The organism is Kribbella sp. NPDC055071 (assembly GCF_053608045.1).
Window position 1 is genome coordinate 48,899 of the sequence record NZ_JBSGUS010000029.1, and the last position, 21,727, is coordinate 70,625.

The 21,727-nt window shown below is 67.5% G+C and carries 21 protein-coding genes; 13 read left to right on the plus strand and 8 right to left on the minus strand.

Annotated features, from left to right (window positions below; translation table 11 throughout):
• Window positions 1–42 precede the first annotated feature (42 nt).
• From ACWF4Z_RS33860 to ACWF4Z_RS33870, 3 genes are read left to right on the plus strand one after another with little or no spacing between them, the layout of a single operon-like run.
• Window positions 43–735 carry a response regulator transcription factor gene (locus tag ACWF4Z_RS33860; protein WP_452247278.1) on the plus strand — a complete coding sequence of 231 codons (693 nt, stop codon included), beginning with the start codon at window positions 43–45 and terminating at the stop codon, window positions 733–735.
• The gene (locus tag ACWF4Z_RS33865; protein ID WP_452247279.1) at window positions 732–1,985 is read left to right on the plus strand and encodes a sensor histidine kinase; all 1,254 of its coding nucleotides are present in this window, start codon (window positions 732–734) and stop codon (window positions 1,983–1,985) included. Before ACWF4Z_RS33860 ends, ACWF4Z_RS33865 begins: the two co-directional genes overlap by 4 nt.
• A 57-nt stretch (window positions 1,986–2,042) precedes the next feature.
• Entirely contained in the window at window positions 2,043–2,483 is a 441-nt protein-coding gene (locus tag ACWF4Z_RS33870; protein ID WP_452247280.1) for a hypothetical protein, read from the plus strand.
• Here the strand turns inward: ACWF4Z_RS33870 and ACWF4Z_RS33875 are convergent.
• On the minus strand, window positions 2,440–3,234 hold the full coding sequence (locus ACWF4Z_RS33875) for a phosphotransferase (RefSeq protein WP_452247281.1): 795 nt from the start codon (window positions 3,232–3,234) through the stop codon (window positions 2,440–2,442). The two genes, ACWF4Z_RS33870 and ACWF4Z_RS33875, sit on opposite strands and share 44 nt — an antisense overlap.
• Window positions 3,235–3,240: 6 nt before the next feature.
• A complete protein-coding gene (locus ACWF4Z_RS33880; protein ID WP_452247282.1) occupies window positions 3,241–4,194 on the minus strand; it encodes a sugar-binding transcriptional regulator in 954 nt (317 codons plus the stop codon).
• A 156-nt stretch (window positions 4,195–4,350) separates the two neighbouring features.
• On the opposite strand from ACWF4Z_RS33880, the gene ACWF4Z_RS33885 reads away from it, so the two are divergent.
• The 7 genes from ACWF4Z_RS33885 (at window position 4,351) to ACWF4Z_RS33915 (ending at window position 12,012) form a co-directional block, all read left to right on the plus strand.
• Window positions 4,351–5,712, plus strand: a complete 1,362-nt coding sequence (locus tag ACWF4Z_RS33885; protein WP_452247283.1) for an ABC transporter substrate-binding protein — start codon at window positions 4,351–4,353, stop codon at window positions 5,710–5,712.
• A 91-nt stretch (window positions 5,713–5,803) separates the two neighbouring features.
• Window positions 5,804–6,763, plus strand: coding sequence for a carbohydrate ABC transporter permease (locus ACWF4Z_RS33890; RefSeq protein ID WP_452247284.1), 960 nt, complete (start codon window positions 5,804–5,806; stop codon window positions 6,761–6,763).
• Window positions 6,760–7,605 (plus strand): carbohydrate ABC transporter permease, encoded by an 846-nt coding sequence (locus ACWF4Z_RS33895; protein WP_452247285.1) that lies wholly within the window; start codon window positions 6,760–6,762, stop codon window positions 7,603–7,605. Before ACWF4Z_RS33890 ends, ACWF4Z_RS33895 begins: the two co-directional genes overlap by 4 nt.
• The gene (locus ACWF4Z_RS33900; protein ID WP_452247286.1) at window positions 7,602–9,068 is read left to right on the plus strand and encodes a mannitol dehydrogenase family protein; all 1,467 of its coding nucleotides are present in this window, start codon (window positions 7,602–7,604) and stop codon (window positions 9,066–9,068) included. Before ACWF4Z_RS33895 ends, ACWF4Z_RS33900 begins: the two co-directional genes overlap by 4 nt.
• A gap of 9 nt (window positions 9,069–9,077) precedes the next feature.
• On the plus strand, window positions 9,078–10,532 hold the full coding sequence (gene xylB, locus ACWF4Z_RS33905; RefSeq protein ID WP_452247287.1) for a xylulokinase: 1,455 nt from the start codon (window positions 9,078–9,080) through the stop codon (window positions 10,530–10,532).
• A gap of 123 nt (window positions 10,533–10,655) precedes the next feature.
• The gene (locus tag ACWF4Z_RS33910; RefSeq protein ID WP_452247288.1) at window positions 10,656–11,255 is read left to right on the plus strand and encodes a uridine kinase family protein; all 600 of its coding nucleotides are present in this window, start codon (window positions 10,656–10,658) and stop codon (window positions 11,253–11,255) included.
• A gap of 94 nt (window positions 11,256–11,349) precedes the next feature.
• Complete coding sequence (locus tag ACWF4Z_RS33915) at window positions 11,350–12,012, plus strand: hypothetical protein (protein ID WP_452247289.1); 663 nt, start codon at window positions 11,350–11,352, stop codon at window positions 12,010–12,012.
• Between the two features lie 18 nt (window positions 12,013–12,030).
• Here the strand turns inward: ACWF4Z_RS33915 and ACWF4Z_RS33920 are convergent, their stop codons facing one another.
• The 6 genes from ACWF4Z_RS33920 to ACWF4Z_RS33945 form a co-directional block, all read right to left on the minus strand.
• Window positions 12,031–13,305, minus strand: coding sequence for a thymidine phosphorylase (locus tag ACWF4Z_RS33920; protein ID WP_452247290.1), 1,275 nt, complete (start codon window positions 13,303–13,305; stop codon window positions 12,031–12,033).
• Window positions 13,302–13,715: a cytidine deaminase gene (locus ACWF4Z_RS33925; RefSeq protein WP_452247291.1), complete on the minus strand. Its 414-nt coding sequence runs from the start codon at window positions 13,713–13,715 to the stop codon at window positions 13,302–13,304. Before ACWF4Z_RS33925 ends, ACWF4Z_RS33920 begins: the two co-directional genes overlap by 4 nt.
• Complete coding sequence (locus tag ACWF4Z_RS33930; protein ID WP_452247292.1) at window positions 13,690–14,976, minus strand: ABC transporter permease; 1,287 nt, start codon at window positions 14,974–14,976, stop codon at window positions 13,690–13,692. Before ACWF4Z_RS33930 ends, ACWF4Z_RS33925 begins: the two co-directional genes overlap by 26 nt.
• Window positions 14,973–16,181 carry an ABC transporter permease gene (locus ACWF4Z_RS33935; RefSeq protein WP_452247293.1) on the minus strand — a complete coding sequence of 403 codons (1,209 nt, stop codon included), beginning with the start codon at window positions 16,179–16,181 and terminating at the stop codon, window positions 14,973–14,975. Before ACWF4Z_RS33935 ends, ACWF4Z_RS33930 begins: the two co-directional genes overlap by 4 nt.
• Complete coding sequence (locus ACWF4Z_RS33940) at window positions 16,182–17,732, minus strand: ABC transporter ATP-binding protein (RefSeq protein ID WP_452247294.1); 1,551 nt, start codon at window positions 17,730–17,732, stop codon at window positions 16,182–16,184. It lies immediately after the preceding gene.
• Between the two features lie 87 nt (window positions 17,733–17,819).
• On the minus strand, window positions 17,820–18,893 hold the full coding sequence (locus tag ACWF4Z_RS33945; RefSeq protein WP_452247295.1) for a BMP family lipoprotein: 1,074 nt from the start codon (window positions 18,891–18,893) through the stop codon (window positions 17,820–17,822).
• A gap of 280 nt (window positions 18,894–19,173) precedes the next feature.
• On the opposite strand from ACWF4Z_RS33945, the gene ACWF4Z_RS33950 reads away from it, so the two are divergent.
• The 3 genes from ACWF4Z_RS33950 (at window position 19,174) to ACWF4Z_RS33960 (ending at window position 21,534) form a co-directional block, all read left to right on the plus strand.
• Window positions 19,174–20,355: an amidohydrolase gene (locus ACWF4Z_RS33950; RefSeq protein WP_452247296.1), complete on the plus strand. Its 1,182-nt coding sequence runs from the start codon at window positions 19,174–19,176 to the stop codon at window positions 20,353–20,355.
• A 293-nt stretch (window positions 20,356–20,648) separates the two neighbouring features.
• Complete coding sequence (locus tag ACWF4Z_RS33955; RefSeq protein WP_452247297.1) at window positions 20,649–21,107, plus strand: helix-turn-helix domain-containing protein; 459 nt, start codon at window positions 20,649–20,651, stop codon at window positions 21,105–21,107.
• Between the two features lies 1 nt (window position 21,108).
• Window positions 21,109–21,534 carry a PIN domain-containing protein gene (locus ACWF4Z_RS33960; RefSeq protein ID WP_452247298.1) on the plus strand — a complete coding sequence of 142 codons (426 nt, stop codon included), beginning with the start codon at window positions 21,109–21,111 and terminating at the stop codon, window positions 21,532–21,534.
• Window positions 21,535–21,727 lie beyond the last annotated feature (193 nt).

Genomic DNA, 21,727 nt, shown 5'->3' on the forward strand with positions numbered 1-21,727 from the left:
GAGCGGGGCGGCGCGGCTGGTTGATCCCGCTACCTTGGTTGCGTGCGACTACTGGTGGTGGAGGACGAGGAAGGCCTGGTCAGTGCGCTGCGCTCCGGACTCGGCCGGGCCGGGTATGCCGTCGATGCGGCGACGACCGGGGCCGAGGCGATGGAGAAGCTGGCGACCACGGCGTACGACCTGGCGATCCTGGACATCACCCTGCCGGACACGAACGGGCTGGACCTGTGCCGCGCGGTCCGCCGGGGCGAGATCGAGGTGGCGTCCGGCCGCGAGCTGCGGGTGCTGATGCTGACCGCCCGCGCCTCGTTGGCCGATCGGGTCCGCGGGCTCGACGAGGGTGCGGACGACTATCTGACCAAGCCGTTCGCGCTGGTCGAACTGCTGGCCCGGATCCGCGCGTTGCTCCGCCGCGACGTCACCAACGGTACGACGCAACTGCACGTCGGCGACCTGGTCCTCGACTCGTCCCGCCATCTCGCATTGCGCGCCGGCCGCGAGCTCCCGCTGACGTTGAAGGAGTTCGGCGTACTGCGGTATCTGATGTCGCGTCCTGGACACGTCGTCTCGGCCGAGGAACTGCTGGAGCACGTCTGGGACGAGAACGCGGATCCGTTCACCCAGAGCGTCCGAGTGACCGTTGGTACGCTGCGCCGCAAGCTCACCCAGGACGGCGAAGAGCCTGTCCTGGAGACGGTGATCGGCCGGGGCTACCGACTTCGAGGTGACACGTGAAGCGACCGTCCTGGACCCAGACGATCCGGTTCCGCCTGACCTTGACGTACTCCGCGGTGCTGATCGCGCTCTCGGCGCTGCTGCTGGGCGGGGTTTACCTCGCCCTCACGCAGGTGCTCCATCCGAAGCCGCTGAATCCGATCGAGGTCCAGAAGTACTACAAGGACTCGAATGGAGATCTGCACCTTAAGCAAGGACAGGTGATCCAGGCCGCGGAGATCTCCGGCCTGCAGTCCGCGGTGAACTACCAGACCCTGCAGAGCCTCCGGAACTACTCGGCCATCGGGATCGGCGGTCTGTTCCTGCTCAGCCTCGGGACCGGCTGGTGGTTGTCGGGCCGAGCGCTTCGGCCGGTACGACGGATCACGACGACAGCTCAGGAGATCTCGGCAACCGACCTGTCCCGCCGGATCGCATTGACCGGCCCGCGGGATGAGCTCAAGACCTTGGCCGACACCGTCGACGACATGCTCGGGCGGCTCGAGTCCGCGTTCGTGGCGCAGCGGCAACTGGTCGACGACGCGTCCCACGAGCTGCGCAATCCGCTCGCGGTGATCCAGGCGAACGTCGACGCCGTACTCGCGCACGACGACACGTCACCGGAGGACCGGGCCCAGGCGACCGCGATCGTGACGCGGGCGAGCCAGCGGATGACGCGACTGGTCGAGGACCTGCTCGCGTCGGCGCGGCGGTCGTCGCCCGCGTTCGTGGACGCGGATGTGGACCTTGCGGTGATCGCGGGCGAGGCGGCCGAGGAGTACGAACTGCTGGCGGCCGATCGCGAGATCCGGCTGGTACGACGACTCTCCCGCGGACCGATCGCCGCCGGCGACGCGTCGGCGCTGCGGCGCGCGGTCGACAACCTGCTCTCGAACGCGGTCCGGCTGGCCCGCGGCGGCAGCGAACTGGTCCTCGCCGTCGGCAGCCGCAACGGCTGGGCCTGGATCGCCGTCCGCGACGAAGGCCCAGGCATCGCGGCCGACGACGCCGACCGCGTCTTCGACCGCTTCTACCGCGCCGGCGAACTCCAGCCCCCCACCACCGTCCTGTCCACCGGCCAACGCCGGGCCGGCCTGGGCCTGGCCATCGTCCGCCAAATCGCCGAGTCCCACGGCGGCATCGTCGTACTCCACTCCGAACTCGGCACCGGCAGCACCTTCATCATCTGGCTCCCCGAACGCTCCCTCACCAACACCACCCGCCGAACCCCCACACCCCCAGAAGAAGACCCCCTCGGCCCCCGCCTCTAGGTAACATCCAGGGACATCCCGGCGATATCGGGTGTACACCGTCCCGGGGGAGCTGCCGTGCTACGCAAACTGACCATCGCAGGCACGGCCGCCTATGCCCTGGTGGTGGGTGTTCTCGGCGTACAGGGAGTGATGATCGTTCGCCGGAACGGCCAGTTCGCCGACGTCAGCGGGTGGGGCGTCGGGTGTTTGCTGGCGATCGTGGTGCTGAGTGCAGCATTGATCGCCGCGGGGGCTGTGACCAGGCGGGGTCTGGTCGCTCGGGGCGGGCCGTGGATCTTTCGGAACGGCTGGAGGGTGCTGGTCGGGCTGACCGCCGCCAACCTGCTGGTGTCACTGCTGCCGTCTGGTGCCGGAGTAGCCTGGGTCGCCGGGCCGGCTGTGTTCCTACCGCACTTCGTCCGGAAGCTGGAGGACGCCTATTACGACGGCGTCGCCGAGGCTGAACAGCAGCTCATGGCAGCAAAGCCCGGCGGAGCGCCTGCGCCTCGTCGTTGAACCATTGGTTGGTGCGGTCGGTGAGGGCTGATTCTCCGGTGGTCCAGCGTTGGTGGAACCAGGGGTGGCCGGTTTCGGCTCCTCGGCGGACGTAGTCCATGCACCAGATGTGGTTGTGGGCGGCGGCGTCGATGAGGCGGTGGCGGTCGGGTTCGGTCAGGTCGTAGGCGTCGGCGAAGTGGCGGAGACGGGTCAGGCTGCGACCTCGGCGTACGTCGGCGATGTCGGCGTCGGGACGCAACGGCGCCCAGAGGCGGACGGCGGTGGCGACGTCCCACAGCGCCGAACCGGGAGCGGCCAGGTCGAAGTCGATCAGGGCGACTGCGACGCCGTCCCGGAAGACGACGTTGTCGAGGTTCGGGTCGTTGTGGCTGATCAGGCCGGTGACGTACGCCGATGGCACCGGCTCGGCCCATTCGAGCCCGACGGGCCGGAAGTCGGCGACCGCTTCGTGGTACGAGCGCAGGAGTCGAGCAACGCTGACGAGCGCAGCATCGGTCATCGACCAGGCCGGGTACGGCGGTCTGACGGTCTCGCCGGGCAGATACGACAACACTTCGCGCCCCTGCGAGTCGATCCCCAGCAACGTCGGCGCACCGTCGAACCCGACCCGCTCCAGATGCTCCAGCAGCGCATGCGTCGCCGCACTACTGGCACGCAACGGCCTGCGGACGGTATCGCCGACCCGCACAACCAACCCACGGTTCGCAGTACCGCCGAGCAGTAAGGTCTCGACCTCTGAAGAGGGCATCGCCGGTCAGTGTGACTCGTTGAGCAGGGCCTTCGCCAGGGGTGCGTGCGTAACGATCGCGTTGACCAGGCCGCTGCGGACGGCGGCGCGGACCGCGTCGACCTTCGCCAGACCGTACGGGATCGCGATCACCTCGTCGATCGTGTCCATCTGCTCGGCGTTGATCGCGATCACCCGATCGGTCACCCGGCTCTGCACCGGCGCACCGTCCGCGTCCACGAACACCCCGGAGATATCCGCGACCACCCCTCGCCGCTCCAACTGATCACAGGCCTTCGCATCCATCGCGTCGTACAACGTGGACTGCCCGGACGCCCATGACCCGAGCCCGACCACGGCCTTCGACACCGAGTCGAAGTGGCTGATCGCCTCGGCCACCTCCGGCTGCTGACGCAGTGCCCGCGCGGTGGCCGCGTCCGGTACGACGAGAGGCGCATAGAAAAGGTACGCCGGTCCGCCCGACAGCCGAGCCGTGTGGCGGACGAGCTCCACCGAGTTCGCCTCGACGTCCGGCCGGGTCAACGCACCGGTGAGCTGAACGACCGGCACCGGAGCCAGCGTCGTCAACTGCTCGGTCATCGCCGTCACCGCCCGAGCCCACGCGAGCCCGAGCACATCCTCGGCCGTGACGATCTCGGACAACAGGTCCGCGGCCGCCTTCCCCAGCTGGGTCCGCAGTGCGGTCTCGTCCACCTCGGGAGTGTCGACGACGATCGCGCGCCGCAGGCCGAGCGACTCCTGCAGCCGCGCGGACAGGTCGAGATCGATCGCCCCCGGATGGCTGATCTCGATCCGCACGATCCCGCTGCTGCGCGCCTGGTCGAGCAGCCGCGCGACCTTGAACCGGCTCAGCCGGAACTCGTCCGCGATCTCCACCTTGGACCGGCCGTCGACGTAGTACCGACGCGCGACCGAAGCGGTCAGCACGAGCTGTGCCGGCCCGACCGTACTCGAGTCCACCGAAGCCTCCCCGTCACCGTCACCGAGTGCCGCGCTCATATGAGCACACGTGGACACAAGTGTTGCACAGAGTCTTGACAGGTCAAGGGCCTTCCCGGTTCACTCATCCTGTGAGCAGAGGCATGCTCAAATGAGCGGAGACGGGAGCGGCTCGTGGTGAGTAGGCGCAAACGGATCGGAGCTGTCGGGGTCGCGGCGGTGCTGGTGGCGGTCAGCGGCTGTGCGGGCTGGGGTGGCGGCGCCGGCGGTGGCGGCGCGGACAGCATCAATGTGCTGATGGTGAACAACCCGCAGATGGTCGATCTGCAGAAGCTGACCGCGGACAACTTCACCAAACAGACCGGCATCCACGTGAACTTCACCGTGCTGCCGGAGAACGACGTCCGGGACAAGATCAGCCAGGAGTTCTCCAGCCAGGCCGGTCAGTACGACGTCGCGACGGTGAGCAACTTCGAGATCCCGATCTATGCCAAGAGCAAGTGGATCGCGCCGCTGTCGGACTACATCGCCAAGGACTCGACGTTCGACCAGGACGACATCCTCAAGCCGATGACGCTGTCGATGTCGTCGGACGACGGCAAGATCTACGGCGAACCGTTCTACGGCGAGTCGTCGTTCCTCATGTATCGCAAGGACATCCTTGCGCAGAAGGGCATCACGATGCCGGCCAAGCCGACCTGGCAGGAGGTCGCGGACATCGCGGCCAAGGTCGACAACGCCCAGCCCGGGATGCGCGGCATCTGCCTGCGCGGCCAGCCCGGCTGGGGCCAGATCTTCGCGCCGCTGACAACGGTCGTGAACACCTTCGGGGGCACCTGGTTCACCCAGGACTGGCAGGCGCAGGTGAACGCGCCCGCGTTCACCGAGGCGACCAAGTTCTACGTCGACCTGGTCCGCGCGCACGGCGAGGCCGGCGCACCGCAGGCCGGCTTCACCGAGTGCCTGAACAACACCATCCAGAGCAACGTCGCGATGTGGTACGACGCGACCTCGGCAGCCGGATCGTTGGAGGCGCCGAACTCACCGGTCAAGGGCAAGATGGGCTACGCCCCGGCACCGGTGGTCAAGACCGACAGCGCCGGCTGGCTCTACGCCTGGGCCTGGGGCATCCAGCAGGCGTCCAAGAAGAAGGACGATGCCTGGAAGTTCATCTCCTGGGCGTCCGGCAAGGACTACGAGAAGCTCGTCGGCGAGAAGGTTGGCTGGTCCAACGTTCCGGCCGGTAAGCGCGCCTCGACGTACGAGATCCCGGAGTACGTGAAGGAGGCCGCGGCGTTCGCGGAGCCGACCAAGCAGGCGATCGAGAACGCGGATCCGAAGAACCCGGGCACGCAGCCGCGGCCGGCGATCGGGATCCAGTTCGTCGACATCCCGGAGTTCCCGGACCTCGGGACGCAGGTCAGCCAGGACGTGAGCTCGGCGATCGCCGGGCGGATGAGCGTCGATCAGGCACTGAAACGCGGGCAGGAGCTCGCCGACGACGTCGCCGAGCGGTACCGCTCGCGACAGGCGAAGTGAGGGGTAGCGGCATGAAGGAGCGAAGCGAGTTCATCATCAAGCACAGTCTGCCTCGTGTCTTATCGGCGCCCGGAGCGAAGCGAGGACGTCGATGAGCATCGACGCAAAACCTGAGACCGAAGCCAAGGGCCGCCACACCGCGCCCTCTGGCACCGAAGGCACGATGATGCGCAAGGCCGGCGACTGGGCCCGGCGCGGACCGTTGCTCCCGGCACTCGTCTTCATGATCATCGTGACGCAGTTGCCGTTCGTGGTCACGATCATCGTGTCGTTCATGGACTGGAACGCGTACTACCCCGATGAGCGTGGGTTCGCGGGGATCGACAACTTCCGCCGGGTCCTGACCGACTCGAACACCCGGAACGCGATCTGGGTGACGATCCTGCTCACGGCCGGTGTGGTCCTGATCAGCCTGGTGCTGGGACTGCTGATCGCGCTGTTGCTGGACCGGAAGTTCCGCGGGCGGGGTGCGGTCCGGACGATGATGATCACGCCGTTCCTCGTCGTACCGGTGGCGGCCGCGCTGCTGTGGAAGCACGCGCTCTACAACCCGACCTACGGTCTGTTCAACGGCGTGCTGAAGTGGATCTTCGGTGACAACGCGCCGCAGCCGGACTGGATCAGCAACCAGCCGCTCTGGTCGATCATCTTCGCGCTGGTCTGGCAGTGGACGCCGTTCATGATGCTGATCATCCTGGCCGGCCTGCAGAGCCGCCCGCTCGACGTGATCGAGGCGGCCGGGATCGACGGCGCGAACCAGTGGGAGATCTTCCGCTACATGACACTCCCGCACCTGCGGCAGTACTTGGAGCTGTCCGCGCTGCTCGGTTCGATCTACGTCGTACAGAACTTCGACGCGGTCTTCACGATCACGTCCGGTGGCCTTGGTACGGCGAACCTTCCGTACACGATCTATCAGACCTTCTACACCGCCCACGACTACGGCCGGGCCTCGGCTGCGGGTGTGATCGTGGTGATCGGCACCATCCTGATCGCGACCTTCGCGCTGCGATCCGTGTCGTCGCTGTTCCGAGAGGAGACAGGCAAATGAGTGGCCAGGTGACGATCGTGACGGGGCGGAAGAATCGCGGTGGTGGGTTCGTCCTGAGCGGGGTGGCGTGGATCGTCGGGATCCTGTTCGTGCTGCCGGTGGTGTGGATGCTGCTGACGTCGTTCCACTCCGAGACCGACGCGGCGAAGAACCCGCCGGACCTGGCCGCGCCGCTGACGCTCGACGGCTACCGGTCGTTCTTCGACAGCGGTCCGTGGCCGTCGATCGCGAACTCGCTGACCGCGAGCATCCTGTCCACCGCGCTCGTCATCCTGCTCGCGTTCCCGGCGGCGTACGCGCTGTCGATCCGGCCGGTGAAGAAGTGGACGGACGTGCTGTTCTTCTTCCTGTCCACGAAGATGCTGCCGGTCGTGGCCGGCCTGCTGCCGATCTATCTGTTCGCGCAGTCGGTCGGATTCCTGGACAACATCTGGCTGCTGATCATCCTCTACACCTCGATGAACCTGCCGATCGCGGTGTGGATGCTGCGCAGCTTCCTGTCCGAGGTCCCGGTCGAGATCCTCGAAGCGGCCTCGGTCGACGGCGCGTCGCTGACCCGCACGTTGCGGTCGGTGGTCGCGCCGGTGGTGACGCCGGGGATCGCCTCGGCCGCGCTGATCTGCTTCATCTTCAGCTGGAACGAGTTGCTGTTCGCCCGGGTGCTCACCGGCACTGTGGCGCAAACGGCGCCGGTGTTCTTGACTGGGTTCGTGACCAGCCAAGGATTGTTCCTCGCCAAGGTGTGCGCCGCGTCGATCGTCGTGTCGCTGCCGGTCCTGATCGCCGGGTTCGCCGCGCAGGACAAGCTCGTCCAGGGTCTGTCTCTGGGGGCGGTCAAGTGACGCTGCTGACCACGTCCACAGTGGGTGCCCTGAGCAACGACGTGCCCGTGCCGGGTTACGACCGTACGGCGATCACGCCCGGCATCGTGCACTTCGGCGTCGGCGGCTTCCACCGGGCTCATCAGGCGATGTACCTGGATCGCCTGATGAACGACGGGAAGGCCCTCGACTGGGGCATCGTCGGCATCGGCGTACTCCCGCAGGACCAGCGGATGTACGACGTCCTGTCCGCGCAGGATCACCTGTACACGTTGGTGATCAAGCATGCGGACGGGACGCTCGAACCGCGCGTGATCGGATCGATCGTCGACTATCTGTTCGCGCCGGACGACCCGACCGTCGTCCTGGATCGTCTGGTCGATCCGGCCACCCGGATCGTCTCGCTGACGGTCACCGAGGGCGGTTACCACGTGAACCAGGTGACCGGCGAGCTGGACACCTCCGATCCGGTGCTCGCCGCCGACCTGGAGCCGGACGCGACACCGGGGAGCGCGTTCGGCTTCATCGTCGAGGCGCTGGCGCGACGGCGGGCGGCCGGCGTCGCGCCGTTCACGGTGATGTCGTGCGACAACATCCCGGGCAACGGGAATGTCGCGCGGAAGATGCTCGGAGCCTTTGCCCGCTTGAAGGATCCAGGGCTGGCGGACTGGATGGACGCCGAGGTGCGGTTCCCGAACTGCATGGTCGACCGGATCACGCCCGTGACCACGGACGCCGATCGGGAGGCGCTGGCCGAGCGGTTCGGGATCGAGGACGGCTGGCCGGTGGTCTGCGAGCCGTTCACGCAGTGGGTGCTCGAAGACGATTTCGACGGCGTGCGGCCGCCGTACGAGGACGTCGGCGTACAGATCGTCGACGATGTCGAGCCGTACGAGCTGATGAAGCTGCGGCTGCTGAATGCTTCGCATCAGGCGTTGTGTTACCTGGGCTATCTGGCCGGCTACCGGTATGCGCACGAGGTGTGCCAGGACAAGCTTTTCGTCGACTTCCTGCTCGGTTACATGGACGACGAAGGGACGCCGACGCTGCCGCCGGTGCCGGGGGTCGACCTTGATCGATACAAGCATCAGCTGATCGAGCGCTTCGCGAACCCGGAGGTCCGCGACACGCTCGCGCGGTTGTGCGCGGAGAGCTCGGACCGGATCCCGAAGTGGCTCCTGCCTGTTGTCCGCGAGAACCTGGCCGCCGGGCGAAGCATCTCGCGATCCACGCTGGTCGTCGCGTCCTGGGCCCGGTACGCCGAAGCCGCCGACGAGCAGGGGGATCCGATCGAGGTGGTGGACCGGCTACGCGACAAGCTGATCGAGCGGGCGCAGCACAATTATGACGATCCGCTGGTGTTCATCTCGGATCCGGATCTCTTCGGTGATCTCGGGTCGGACGAGCGGTTCGTCGCGGAGTACACGGCTGCGCTGAAGTCGCTGCACGAGATCGGAGCACGCGCCACTCTCGAAGCCCTGTAGCGTCGGAGCATGACTGAGCTGAGGCTGGTTGCCGGGGTCGACTGCTCCACCCAGGCGACCAAGGTTCTGGTGTGCGACGCCGAGACCGGAGCGGTGGTCCGCGAGGGCCGCGCACCGCACCCCGACGCCACGCAGGTCGATCCGGCCGAGTGGTGGAAGGCGTGGGAGATCGCCTCCGACGGGCTGCTCGACGGCGTCCAGGCGATCGCGGTCGGCGGTCAGCAACACGGCATGGTCCTCCTGGACGAGTCCGGTACGGTCGTCCACCCCGCCGTCCTCTGGAACGACACCAGCTCCGCCGACGCCACCTCCGAGCTGATCGCCGAACTAGGCGGCCCCGAGGCGTGGGCAGAAGCAATCGGCTCGGTCCCCGTCCCGTCTTTCACAGTCACAAAACTCCGCTGGATCCGCGACGAAGCCGCCCGCGCCGAAGGTGCTGCCGAGATTCGGCGGGAGGCTGTGCGGCGGGCTGCTGCTGTTGTGCTGCCGCATGACTGGATGACTCACAAGTTGGCGGTGGATCGGCGGGGGGTTGAGGGGATCACTACTGATCGGGGGGATGCGTCGGGGACTGGGTGGTGGTCGGCGGCATCGAACAGTTATCGGACTGATCTGGTGGAGCTGGCGTTTGGGCGGGAGTTGGCGTTGCCGCGGGTTGCCGGGCCGGCGGAGATTGTCGGGCAGACGGCGTTCGGTGCGGCGATTGCGGCGGGTACGGGCGACAACGCGGCGGCCGCACTCGGGCTCGACCTGCAGCCCGGTGACGTTGCCGTCTCGCTCGGGACCAGCGGTACGGCGTTCGCCCGCTCGGCCAACCCGACCGCGGACCCGACCGGCCTGGTCGCCGGATTCGCCGATGCCACCGGCGAGTACCTCCCGCTCGTCTGCACCCTGAACGCCGCCCGGGTGATGTCCGCGACCGCGCAGATGCTCGGCCTCGACCTGACCGCCTTCGACGAGGCCGCCATCACCTCGTCCGGCAGCAACGGACTCGTCCTGCTTCCGTTCCTGGACGGCGAACGCACGCCCGACCTCCCGCACTCCACCGGCCTGATCTACGGTCTGACCCGCGCAACCATGCAGCCCGCAACGATGGCTCGTGCGGCAGTCGAGGGCCTCCTCTGCGGTCTCGCCGACGCCGTCGACGCACTCCGCGCCCAAGGCCTACCGGTCCACCGGATTCTGCTCCTCGGCGGCGGCGCCCGCTCCCGAGCCGTGCAGGCCTTGGCCCCGGCCCTTCTCGGCGCCGAGGTCGTCCTCCCCGAACCCGCCGAGTACGTCGCCCTCGGAGCCGCGCGCCAAGCCGCCTGGGCGTTGTCCGGCGCCGACACCCCACCCACCTGGCAGGTCCCCCTCGGCAAGCCCGAGCCGGCCGTCACCGTCGACGCCGCCAAGGTCCGCGCCAACTACGAACATGTCCTCACCCACACCCGCCCCCTCCTCTCCACGCCTTACAACCCCTAACTCCCCCCCGCCCCCCGCCCCGGCTGTCGTCGACTTTGAGAACGCACCAACCATTTCTTGGCGCGGATTTTGGTTGGTGGGTACCCAAAGTGGTGGTTGAGGGGAGGGTGTGAGAATGCTGCGGTGAGTTCTCGGGTGGTGTTGCTGGCGGGACCGTCGGGGGCGGGGAAGTCCCGGTTGGCCGAGCAGGTAGGGCTGCCCGTGGTGCGGCTGGACGACTTCTACCGCGACGGCGACGACCAGGCGATGCCGCGCTCGTCGCTCGGGATTGTGGACTGGGACGACCCGCGGTCGTGGGACGGCGACCGGGCGGTCGCGGCGCTCGAGCAATTGTGTACGACGGGGACCGCCGACCTCCCGATCTACGACATCGCCGCCGACGGCACTGTCGGTCACCGACCGGTCACCACCGGCGGTTCCGCACTAATCGTTGCTGAGGGCATCTTCGCCGACCAGATCGCCGGCGCACTCCGCGACCGCGGCCTGCTCGCTACTGCGATCTGCGTCTATCACCACCGGCTGGTCACCTTTGTCCGCCGCTTTCAACGCGACCTCCGCGAACACCGCAAACCCCCGTTCACGCTGCTCCGCCGCGGTTTGCGCCTGCTGCACGACGATCCACGCGTGGTCCGCCGCTGCGTCGAAGCAGGCTGCGAACCCCTGCACCCACAGGCCGCGCGGCGCAAGATCGAGATTCTTGTCACGCAGACAAGATCGCTGTAATGGACCCCCGTTAGTTTGGTGTTAACTTTTGTCTGATGGCATCTGGGCGGAGCCATCATGGCCTCGGGGGCGAGTATCGGGACGGAGAAGAACCGTGACACGGACCGCGCCTGCCGTAGCCGCCGTACTGACGACGCTGCTGCTGACACTGACCGCGTGCGGCAACGACTCCGGCACCGCGGCCGGCAGCCTGCAGACGCCGACCCCGAAGAACTCGGCGCTCGCGGCCCCGGCCGAGAAGACGAAGAAGAGCGCCCTTGCGGGCCTCGTCGTGTTGCCGCGTGGCTACATCGCCGACACCCATGGCACGGCCGGCCCGTTCACCGCGACCACGTTCCTGAACAGCTGGTCCTCGGACCCGGCGACCGACCGGGCCTTGCTGCTCAACGCGAGCTTCGTCGAGGGATACCGGGCGACCCGGCTCAGCTCGAACAAGAAGAAGCGCTTCACGATCCAGCTGTTCAAGGCCGGTTCCGCCGCGAAGGCGAAGGTCCTGCAGCAGGGGTTCTGGAGCCAGGACGTGCACGAGCGCTCGTTCGACGTGCCGGACGCGCTCAGCGACGCCAGCGTCCAGTACGACGGCGGCGCGGGCCAGTCCGTTGCGATCGCGCAGGTCAGCATGGTCGTCGGCACGTTGGTCGCCGAGCTGAGCGTCCAGGAAAACGGTGCCCTCGGCAGCAATCTCAAGCCGGACACCGGGCTACTCACCAGCCTCGCCAAGCAACAGCACGCCCGCCTCACCGCTACCTCCAGCTGAGAGGTCGCGCCCGCGGTGTCAGCTGATCCGGTCGATGACCAGCGGACCGTGCTCGTACGACGCTGAGACGGCGACGGCCTCGGTGAGGGATTCGAGAGCTCGCTCGATCCGGCTCGCGTCGTCGGTGTGGAGGGTGAGCAACGGCTGGCCGGCCGTGATCTGATCGCCGGGCTTGGCGTGCAGCTCCACTCCCGCGACCGCGGACACCGGGTCCTCCTTGCGAGCCCGACCTGCGCCGAGCCGCCAGGCCGCGACTCCGACGGCGAGCGCGTCGAGCTTCGAGAGCACACCGGAAGCGGGCGCGGGTACGACGTGCTGCTCGGGGGCAACGGGGAGTTCGGCGGCCGGGTCGCCACCTTGGGCCGCGATCATCGTGCGCCAGACGTCCATCGCCGTACCGTCGCGAAGCTTCTCGGCCGGGTCCACGTCGGTGACGCCCGCGGCGGCGAGCATCTCGGTGGCCAGCGCGACGGTCAACTCGATCACGTCGGCCGGACCGCCGCCGGCCAGCACCTCGACGGACTCGCGGACCTCGAGGGCGTTCCCGGCGGTCAGACCGAGCGGGACGGACATATCGGTGAGCAGGGCAACCGTCTTCACACCCGCATCGGTGCCCAGCGCAACCATCGTCTCGGCCAGCTCGCGCGCGTCGGCCAGGTCCTTCATGAACGCGCCGGAACCAACCTTCACGTCCAGCACCAGCGCGCCGGTGCCCTCGGCGATCTTCTTGCTCATGATCGAGCTGGCGATCAGCGGAATCGCCTCGACCGTCCCGGTCACGTCGCGGAGCGCGTAGAGCTTCTTGTCCGCCGGTGCCAGGCCGTCGCCCGCCGCACAGATCACCGCACCCACATCCTCGAGCTGGCGGAGCATCTCGTCGTTCGACAGCGCGGCCCGCCAACCGGGGATGGACTCCAGCTTGTCCAGCGTGCCGCCGGTGTGGCCGAGCCCGCGTCCGGACAACTGCGGTACGGCGACTCCGCAGGCAGCCACGACCGGGGCCAAAGGCAACGTGATCTTGTCGCCGACGCCACCGGTCGAGTGCTTGTCCGCGGTCGGCCGGGACAGCTTGCCGAAGTCCATCCGCTCACCGGAGGCGATCATCGCCGCGGTCCAGCGGGCGATCTCGCGCCGGTTCATCCCGTTCAGCAGGATCGCCATCGCCAGCGCCGACATCTGCTCGTCCGCGACATCGCCGCGCGTGTACGCGTCGATGACCCAGTCGATCTGCCCGTCGCTCAGCTCACCGAAGTCCCGCTTGGTACGGATCACGTCGACGGCGTCGAAGCTCACTTCTCCTCCAGGAACTCGGGTCCGAACGCTTCCGGCAACAACTCCCGCAACGGTCGGCTACCGGTCGCGGTCTCGATCAGCAGGCCCGGTCCGCCCTGCTCGTGCAGCAACTGCCGGCATCGTCCGCACGGCGTCAGCAGCTGCTCATGGTGATCCACGCAGGTGAACGCAACCAGGCGGCCGCCGCCGGTTCGATGCAGCTCCGACACCAGCCCGCACTCCGCGCACAGCGTGAGCCCGTACGACGCGTTCTCGACGTTGCACCCGGCAACGATCCGCCCGTCGTCCACGTACGCCGCGGCCCCGACCGGATACCCCGAGTACGGCGCGTACGCGCGGTGCATCATCTCGACGGCCACCGCGCGCAATGCCGGCCAGTCGATCTCATTCGGTGACGTAGGGCTCACCATCGGCCTTAGGTGCTCGGACCCGTCCGACCAGGCCGGCAACCGCGATGACAGTGGCCAGGTAGGGGGCCATCAGCAACAGTTCGCCGGGAATCGGGGTCTGGATGATCTGCAGCTGGGACTGCAACTGGGTCGCGAACCCGAAGAACAAGGCCGCGACCGTCGCGCCGATCGGGTGCCAGCGGCCCATGATCAGGGCGGCCAGGGCGATGAACCCGTTGCCCGCGGTCATCTCCTTGCTGAAGGAACCCGCGTACCCGACCGTGAAGAACGCACCGCCGAGGCCCGCGAGCACCCCGGCCCAGAGGACGGCGGAGTACCGGACCCGCTTGACCTTGATGCCGACCGTGTCGGCCGCCTTCGGGTGCTCACCGACCGCGCGGACCCGCAGGCCCCAGCGGGTCTGGAACAGCGCGAACGTGACCACGGCGACCGCGAGGTAGGTGATGTAGACGAGCACGGTCTGGTTGAACAGGATCGGCCCGATGAACGGGATGTCTCCCAGCAACGGGATCTTCACCGCGGACAGCACGTCCGGCGTGTTCAGTTTGTCCGCGGACGGTTGCAGGAACTGGTCGAACAGGAAGCCGGTGATACCGGTCGCGAACACCACCAGGACAACGCCGAGGACGATCTGGTTCACCAGGTACTTGATCGAGAACACGGCCAGCAGCCACGCCATCAGCACACCGGTCGCCGCCGCCGCGATCAACGCCGCCGCGCCGCTGTGCGTCGTACTCGAGACGACTGCTGCGGTGAACGCGCCGACCAGGAACTGGCCCTCGATCGCGATGTTGATGACGCCGGCCCGCTCACCGAGCACGCCGGCCAGTGCGCCGAGGATCAGTGGGGTGGCGAAGTTCAGCGTGCCCTGGAACTGGTTGGCCAGCGGGAAGATCTTGCCCGCGGAAGCCCAGCAGAGGAAGGCCCCGATGAAGCAGATCCCGAGGATCGCCGCCAGCCAGCCGGCGTAGCGCTGCGGGACGCGGCGCAGGATGTAGGCCACCGCGGCGGCCACGCCGATGATGCCGAGCACCACGCCGAACCCCCGCGCCGGCACACCGAGCAGGTTGTTCTGCAGGTCGCCGGAGACCAGCTGGAACGTCGCCTTGCCGTCCTTGGTGCCGATCGCCAGGCCGAGACCGATGAACGCGAACACCGCCATCAGGCCACCGACGCGCAGCCGGCGAACCCGGTCGGCCGGTGCCTCGATCGCCTTCGCCGGCTTCGGCAGAACCGCGTTGTCCGCAGTCGTGTCGGTCATCCGTTCCAGCCTTTCGCGAGGACGGCATCCGTGCCGCGTTCCTTCGGCAGGAAGCGGAAGATCGAGCGCACCAGCGCCGGTGCCGCGACGAACAACACGATCAGCGCCTGCAGGACGGTGGTCAGCGTCAACGGGGTCTGCGTGATCAGCTGCATCTGCAGACCACCGGCGTTCAGCGCGCCGAACAGCAGACCGGCCAGGACCGTGCCGAGCGGCGTACCGCGACCCAGCAGCGCGACCGTGATCGCGTCGAACCCGACCGAGGCGGCAACGCCATCGGTCAGCGGCAGATCCGTCCCGAGCACCTGCTGGGTACCGGCCAGGCCGGCGAGCGCGCCGGCCACGACCATGGCGATGACGTACGCACGGCCCACCGACATGCCCGCGGTCCGGGAGGCATCCGCGTTCGCACCGACCGCGCGCAACTCGAAGCCGACCGTCGAACGGTTCAGCAGCCACCAGACGAAGACCGCCGCCAGCAACGCCAGGATGAAGCCGAGGTGCAGCCGCGTACTGCCGAACTGCGGGTACTGCGCGTTCGAGTCGACGATCGGGGAGATCGGGTCGGTCCGGCCCGGCCGCCGGAACGCCGTTGTCGTCAGCAACCACTGCAGCAGGTAGATCGCGACGTAGTTGAGCATGATCGTCACGATCACCTCGTGGGCGCCGGTCCGGGCCTTGAGCAGGCCGACCACGCCACCCCAGATCGCACCGCCGATGAGACCGGCGATGATCGCGAGGACGAGGTGCAGGACGGGCGGGAGGTGCCAGGCGAAACCGACGTATGCGGCGAGCAGGGCACCGATGATCAGCTGGCCCTGGGCGCCGATGTTGAACAGGCCGGTACGGAAAGCGAGCGAGACCGCGAGGCCACCGCAGATCAGCGGTGTTGCCTGGGTCAACGATTCGCTGATCGGCGTGATCCCGCCGAGCGCACCGACCGCGAGGGCCTTGTAGGCCTCGCCGACCGCGGAGGCGGCGGCGGAGATGGTGTCCATCGGCGCGGCACCGAAGTACCCGGCCGCGGTCTTCACCTGGTCGTCGCTGACGATGATCAGGATTGCGCCGACCACCAGCGCCAGCACGATCGCGCTCATCGAGACCAGGCCCTGGACCGCCCACGACGGCAGCCCCGAACGCTCCGCTTCCTTCGGCGGCGCCGGAGCGGGCGCCGGCGCGGCCTCGGGGGTTGTCTCTGTACTCATCTAGATGGTTCCCAACGTGGTCGGGTTCTCGATCGCGACATCGTGTGCCTCGGTCCTGGAGGCACCGGCCATCATCAGGCCCAGCTCGTCGCGGGGCGTGTCGGCCGGTACGACGCCGACCACCTTGCCGCGGTACATCACCGCGACCCGGTCGGCCAGCGCCGCGATCTCGTCCAGCTCGGTGGACACGATCAGGACCGCCGTACCGTGATCGCGTTCGCGCACGATCCGGGTGTGCAGGAACTCGATCGAGCCCACGTCGACCCCTCGGGTCGGCTGCGACGCGACCAGCAGCTTCAGCGGCCGGGACAGCTCGCGGGCCAGCACGACCTTCTGCTGGTTCCCGCCGGACAGCGACGAGACCGGCAGGTCGACGCCCTGCGTGCGGATGTCGAACTCGTCCACCCGCGCCCGTGCGTTCTTCTCGATCTGGTCGGTGTGCAACGACAGCCCGGCCCCGAACGGCGCGTCGCGGAACAGGTCGAGGACCAGGTTCTCGGCGACCGTGAACGAGCCGACGAAACCGTCGTGACCGCGGTCCTCCGGGATGTACCCGATGCCCTCTTCCAGCCGGTGCCGCGTCGACTTGCCGGTCAGGTCCTCGGTACCCAGCGAGATCTTGCCGGCCGCGATCGGGATCAGGCCGAGCAGCGCCTCGGCCAGCTCGGTCTGACCGTTGCCCTGGACACCTGCCACCGCGAGGATCTCGCCGCTGCGGACCTCGAGGTCGACGTCGTCGACGGCGGTGAAACCACGCTCGTCGATCACCGTCAGGCCCTCGACCCGCAGGACGGTGTCCTTCGGCTGGGCCGGCTCCTTGTCGACCACCAGATCGACCGCACGACCGACCATCAGCTCCGCGAGCTGCTCCTCGGTCTCCGACGGCTCGGCCTGGCCGACCACCTTGCCGCGGCGGATCACGGTGATCTTGTCCGCGATCGCCTTGACCTCTTTGAGCTTGTGGGTGATGAAGACGATCGACGTACCGTTCTCCTTGAGCTGGCGCATCACCGTGATCAGCTCGTCGATCTCGGCCGGGGTGAGCACCGCGGTCGGCTCGTCCAGGATCAGCACGCTGGCCTCGTTCACCAACGCCTTGATGATCTCCACCCGCTGCTGCACGCCGACCGGGATGTCCTCGACCAGGGCCTCCGGGTCGACCTCGAACCCGTACCGCTCGGAGAGCTCGGTGACGAGGGCGTGCGCCTTCTTCCGGTCCAGGATGCCGCCGGGGTGGGTGTTCTCCCGGCCGAGCATGATGTTCTCGGCAACGGTGAAGACGGGCACGAGCATGAAGTGCTGGTGCACCATGCCGATGCCGTGCTTGATCGCGTCGCTCGGCGACGTGATCGCGACCTTCTCGCCGTCGATGACGATCTCGCCCGAGTCGGGCTGCAGCAGCCCGTAGAGCATGTTCATCAGCGTGGACTTGCCGGCGCCGTTCTCACCGAGCAGGCAATGGATCTCCCCCGGCTCGATGACCAGGTCGATGTGGTCGTTGGCGACCAGTGAGCCGAAGCTCTTGGTCAGGCCGGACAGCTCGAGATGCATGCGGGCAGCCTTCCCTCTCAGACGGAGAGCCAGGAAGGCCCGACCGACTGGTCTGCCTTCCTGGCTCGCACCGTACTACGCGATCGATCAGGACGTCGCAGGCTGCGCCTTCGACGCGATGGTGATCTTGCCGCTGATGATGTCGGCCTTGATCTGGTCCAGCTCGGACTTCAGGTCCGCCGGGATCTTGCTGTCCCACTCGTGGAACGGCGCCAAGCCGGTGCCGCCGTTGTCCAGCGTGCCGACGAAGGTCTTGTTGTCGAACTTGTTGTCGACGACCGACTCGACCGCGGACTGAACCGCGACGTCCATGCCCTTGTTGACGCTGGTGATCAGCTCCGAGCAGTACTCCGCGGCACTGACGCAGCCGTCGGTGTCGACCCAGATCGCGTTGACCTTGCCGTTGGTGGCCTTCGCCGCCTGCAGACCGCCCAGACCGGACGGACCGGCCACCGGGAAGATGATGTCGGCGCCCTGGGTGATCAGGTTCTGGCCGGTGTTCTGGCCCTTCGCCTTGTCCTCGAAGTCACCGGTGAACAGACCGTCCTGCTTCGCGTCGTCCCAGCCCAGGACCTGGACGTTCTTGCTCTTCTGCTTGTTGTAGTACCGCACGCCCTCGGCGAAACCGTCCATGTAGATGGTCACCGGCGGGATCTTCACGCCACCGAAGGTGCCGACCTTGCCGGACTTGGTCATCCCGGCGGCCAGGTACCCGGCCTGGAACGCGGCCTGCGCCGTGTTGAACAGCAGCGGCTTGACGTTGGCGATCGGCTTGGTCGGTGCCGAGTCCACGATCGCGAACTTGATGCCCGCGTTGGCCGCGGCGGCCTTGTCGGTGGCGTCCTCGAGCTTGAACCCGACCGCCACGATCACGTTGCACTTGGCATTGACCATCGCGGTCATGTTCGTCGGGTAGTCGTTGTCGGACTTCGACTCGGCCTTCACCTCGGTCAGGCCCTTGGCCTTCACCGCGTCCTGCAGGCCCTTGTACGACGTCTGGTTGAACGACTTGTCGTCGAATCCGCCGGAGTCGGAGACCATGCACGCCTTGAAGTCCTTGTTGGCGCTGCCGGCGGTGTCCTCCGTCGGCTTGCTGCCACACGCGGCGACGGCGAGCGTCAGTACGCCCACGATCGCCGTACCCCGCACGTACTTCTTCACGGACGTCTCCCGTTCGTTCGACCAAACTGTTCTGCTGTTGTGGGCACACCCTTGGCAGCTCTGGGCCCCGTGTGCCGCATCCGCAGACTATAGGGCGCGGTCCGCCGATCTTTGAACGTCAAGAGAGCCTCGATACCGGAAAGTGACCGGCCCTTTCGTCACAATGCGGCAACTTCTGCGGACCCATCACCGTCACGGAGAGTGCCGACTACTCGCAGTGATATTTCTCGGCGAAACGCGCCAGAAGGGAGGTGACGGTGGGAATGGCACAATCTGCAGGATGAGTCGTCAGTTGCTGGTCGCCGACGTGTTGGCGCGGGTCGAGGCCGTCCGTGAAGAGATGCTCGACGTACGGCGTGAGCTGCACGCGCACCCGGAGCTCGGCTGGCACGAGGTCCGTACGACGGAGCTCGTCGAGCGTCGACTGGTCGAGGCCGGACTCTCGCCACGGGTGCTGCCGACCGGGACCGGGCTGATCTGTGACATCGGATCCGGCGACACGTGCGTGGCGCTGCGGGCCGACATCGACGCGCTGCCGGTGCCGGATGCGGTCGAGGCGCCGTGGCGTTCGACTATCGACGGAGTCGCGCACGCGTGTGGTCACGACGTACACACGGCTGCCTTGCTGGGTGCGGGGCTCACGCTGGCGGGGATGGCGCGTGACGGGCAGTTGGATCGGCGGGTGCGGCTGATCTTCCAGCCGGCCGAAGAAGTGATGCCGGGCGGCGCGCTCGGTGTCATCGCGGCCGGCGGACTCGACGGAGTCCGCCGTATTTATGGGCTGCACTGTGATCCGCGCCTGCAAGTCGGCCAGATCGGCCTGCGCGTCGGCGCCCTGACCGCGGCCGCCGACCGGATCCTGGTCCGGCTGACCGGTCCGGGTGGTCACACCTCGCGGCCACACCTGACCGCCGACCTCGTCTACGCACTCGCCACGTTGGTCACCGAGCTTCCCGCCGCGCTGTCCCGTCGCGTCGACCCGCGGGCCGGCATGTCACTCGTCTGGGGCCGCATCACGTCGGGCTCGGCCGCCAACGCGATCCCGGCCCGCGGCGAGGCGGAGGGCACCCTGCGGTGCCTCGACGCCAACGCGTGGCGCCTCGCCGCCGATCTGATCCCCACCTTGGCCGCCCAGCTCGTCGCGCCGTACGGCGTCGAGGTCGACACCGAGGTCACCCACGGCGTCCCACCGGTGATGAACGACGCTACGGCGATCGACGTACTGCACAACGCCGTTCAGCAGACGCTGGGATCCAGCGCGATCGCCCCCACCGACCAGAGCCTCGGCGGCGAGGACTTCGCCTGGTACCTAGAACACACCGCCGGCGCCATGGCCCGCCTAGGCGTCCGCCCACCCACCCTCGACACCACCGGCGACCTCCACACCCCCACCTTCGACCCCTCCGAAGAAGCCATCACCCTAGGCACCACAGTCCTAACCTCAACCGCCCTCCTCGACTAAAGGCGCGCACAGAAGAACACCGCGCAAAGGACACCGCCGCGCGGTGGCTGCCTTTTGCCGCCTTCGGCGGGTGCGCCTCACGCGACGCCGCGTACATGTGATTGGCGCGACCACTCCTGTGGGCCACGCAGAACAACACCGTGGGGCATGCGTGACATACGGGACCGAGGTCGGGAGTCACAGCGGCGATCTGTGCGGCGGCAACCAGCTACTGTGTTGCGTTTGCTTCGTTTACTGCGGATACTTCAATTGTCGCCGGCTGATGAGCGTCGGCGATCCAAGGAGGAGTGGCAGTGAGTGCCGCAGATCTTGCCCCCACACGCCCGGATGCCACTGAGATCAAGGCCGCCGACGTTGCGGTGCGCCGGGTCAAGCGTTACCTGTCGACCCATACAGAAGAGCGCGACATCCGCGTAGCGGTCGGCGGGGATCCAGACGACACGCTGTCTCTGCCGCGAGGTGCCGTGGAGCTCCTGGCGCGGATCCTTGCGCACATGGCAGCCGGCCAAGGAGTGTCAGTCGTCCCGGCCCACGCCGAGCTCACGACTCAGCAGGCGGCCGATCTGCTGAATGTCTCCAGGCCTTACCTCATCGGTCTGCTGGACGCGGGTGAGATCGAGTACCGAAAGGTCGGGAAGCATCGCCGCGTGCGTGCGGCCTCCCTGATGGACTACAAGCGCAACGGCGACCACGAGCGCCGCGAAGTCGCCGACGAACTGACGGAACTCAACCAGGACATGGGTCTGTACTGACGTGCCGTTCATCGTCATCTACGACGCCAACGTTCTCTACCCGAACAGCCTGCGCGACCTACTCATCCGGGTGGCGCAAGCCGGTTTGGTCCGAGCCAGGTGGACCGACCAAATACTCGATGAGACGTTCCGTCACCTCAAGAAGAACCGGCACGTACTCGCCGCCGCGATCAAGGCCAATGCGCAAATGATCGTCACCGAGAACACAAAGGACTTTCCACCTGAGAAGTTGGCATCCTGGAACCTCGAGGCTCAGGGCGCAGATGACTTCATCCTCGACCTGATCGACCTTGATCAGCAGGCGGTCTACGCCCAGGTCCAGCGCATGGCCGACGCCCGAAGGAATCCGCCCGGCACCGTCGGGGACGTCCTCAACTCCCTCGAACACATCGGTCTGATTGGAAGCGTCGCGGCTCTCCGAGGCTGAGTCCGACCACCGACACACGCGATCTCACTCTGTCCCCCCGCATTTCGACGAGCGCCACGGCAACCGCCTCATTGACCGAGGATCCTGCACCTTCCCGCAGTTATCCACATGGAGATGCATCCGATGGGATGTAGATGATGGGCTCGCTGGCCGGATGACCCAGTTATCCACCGTCGCCCGGGTGCGGGTTGAC

Bases quoted from the DNA above. Each gene is read 5' to 3' on its own strand.
- ACWF4Z_RS33935 (WP_452247293.1), bottom strand. From the start codon at position 16,181: ATGAGTACAGAGACAACCCCCGAGGCCGCGCCGGCGCCCGCTCCGGCG.
- ACWF4Z_RS33940 (WP_452247294.1), bottom strand. From the start codon at position 17,732: ATGCATCTCGAGCTGTCCGGCCTGACCAAGAGCTTCGGCTCACTGGTC.
- ACWF4Z_RS33925 (WP_452247291.1), bottom strand. From the start codon at position 13,715: ATGGTGAGCCCTACGTCACCGAATGAGATCGACTGGCCGGCATTGCGC.
- ACWF4Z_RS33930 (WP_452247292.1), bottom strand. From the start codon at position 14,976: ATGACCGACACGACTGCGGACAACGCGGTTCTGCCGAAGCCGGCGAAG.
- ACWF4Z_RS33950 (WP_452247296.1), top strand. From the start codon at position 19,174: ATGAGTCGTCAGTTGCTGGTCGCCGACGTGTTGGCGCGGGTCGAGGCC.
- xylB (WP_452247287.1), top strand. From the start codon at position 9,078: ATGACTGAGCTGAGGCTGGTTGCCGGGGTCGACTGCTCCACCCAGGCG.
- ACWF4Z_RS33890 (WP_452247284.1), top strand. From the start codon at position 5,804: ATGAGCATCGACGCAAAACCTGAGACCGAAGCCAAGGGCCGCCACACC.
- ACWF4Z_RS33895 (WP_452247285.1), top strand. From the start codon at position 6,760: ATGAGTGGCCAGGTGACGATCGTGACGGGGCGGAAGAATCGCGGTGGT.
- ACWF4Z_RS33875 (WP_452247281.1), bottom strand. From the start codon at position 3,234: ATGCCCTCTTCAGAGGTCGAGACCTTACTGCTCGGCGGTACTGCGAAC.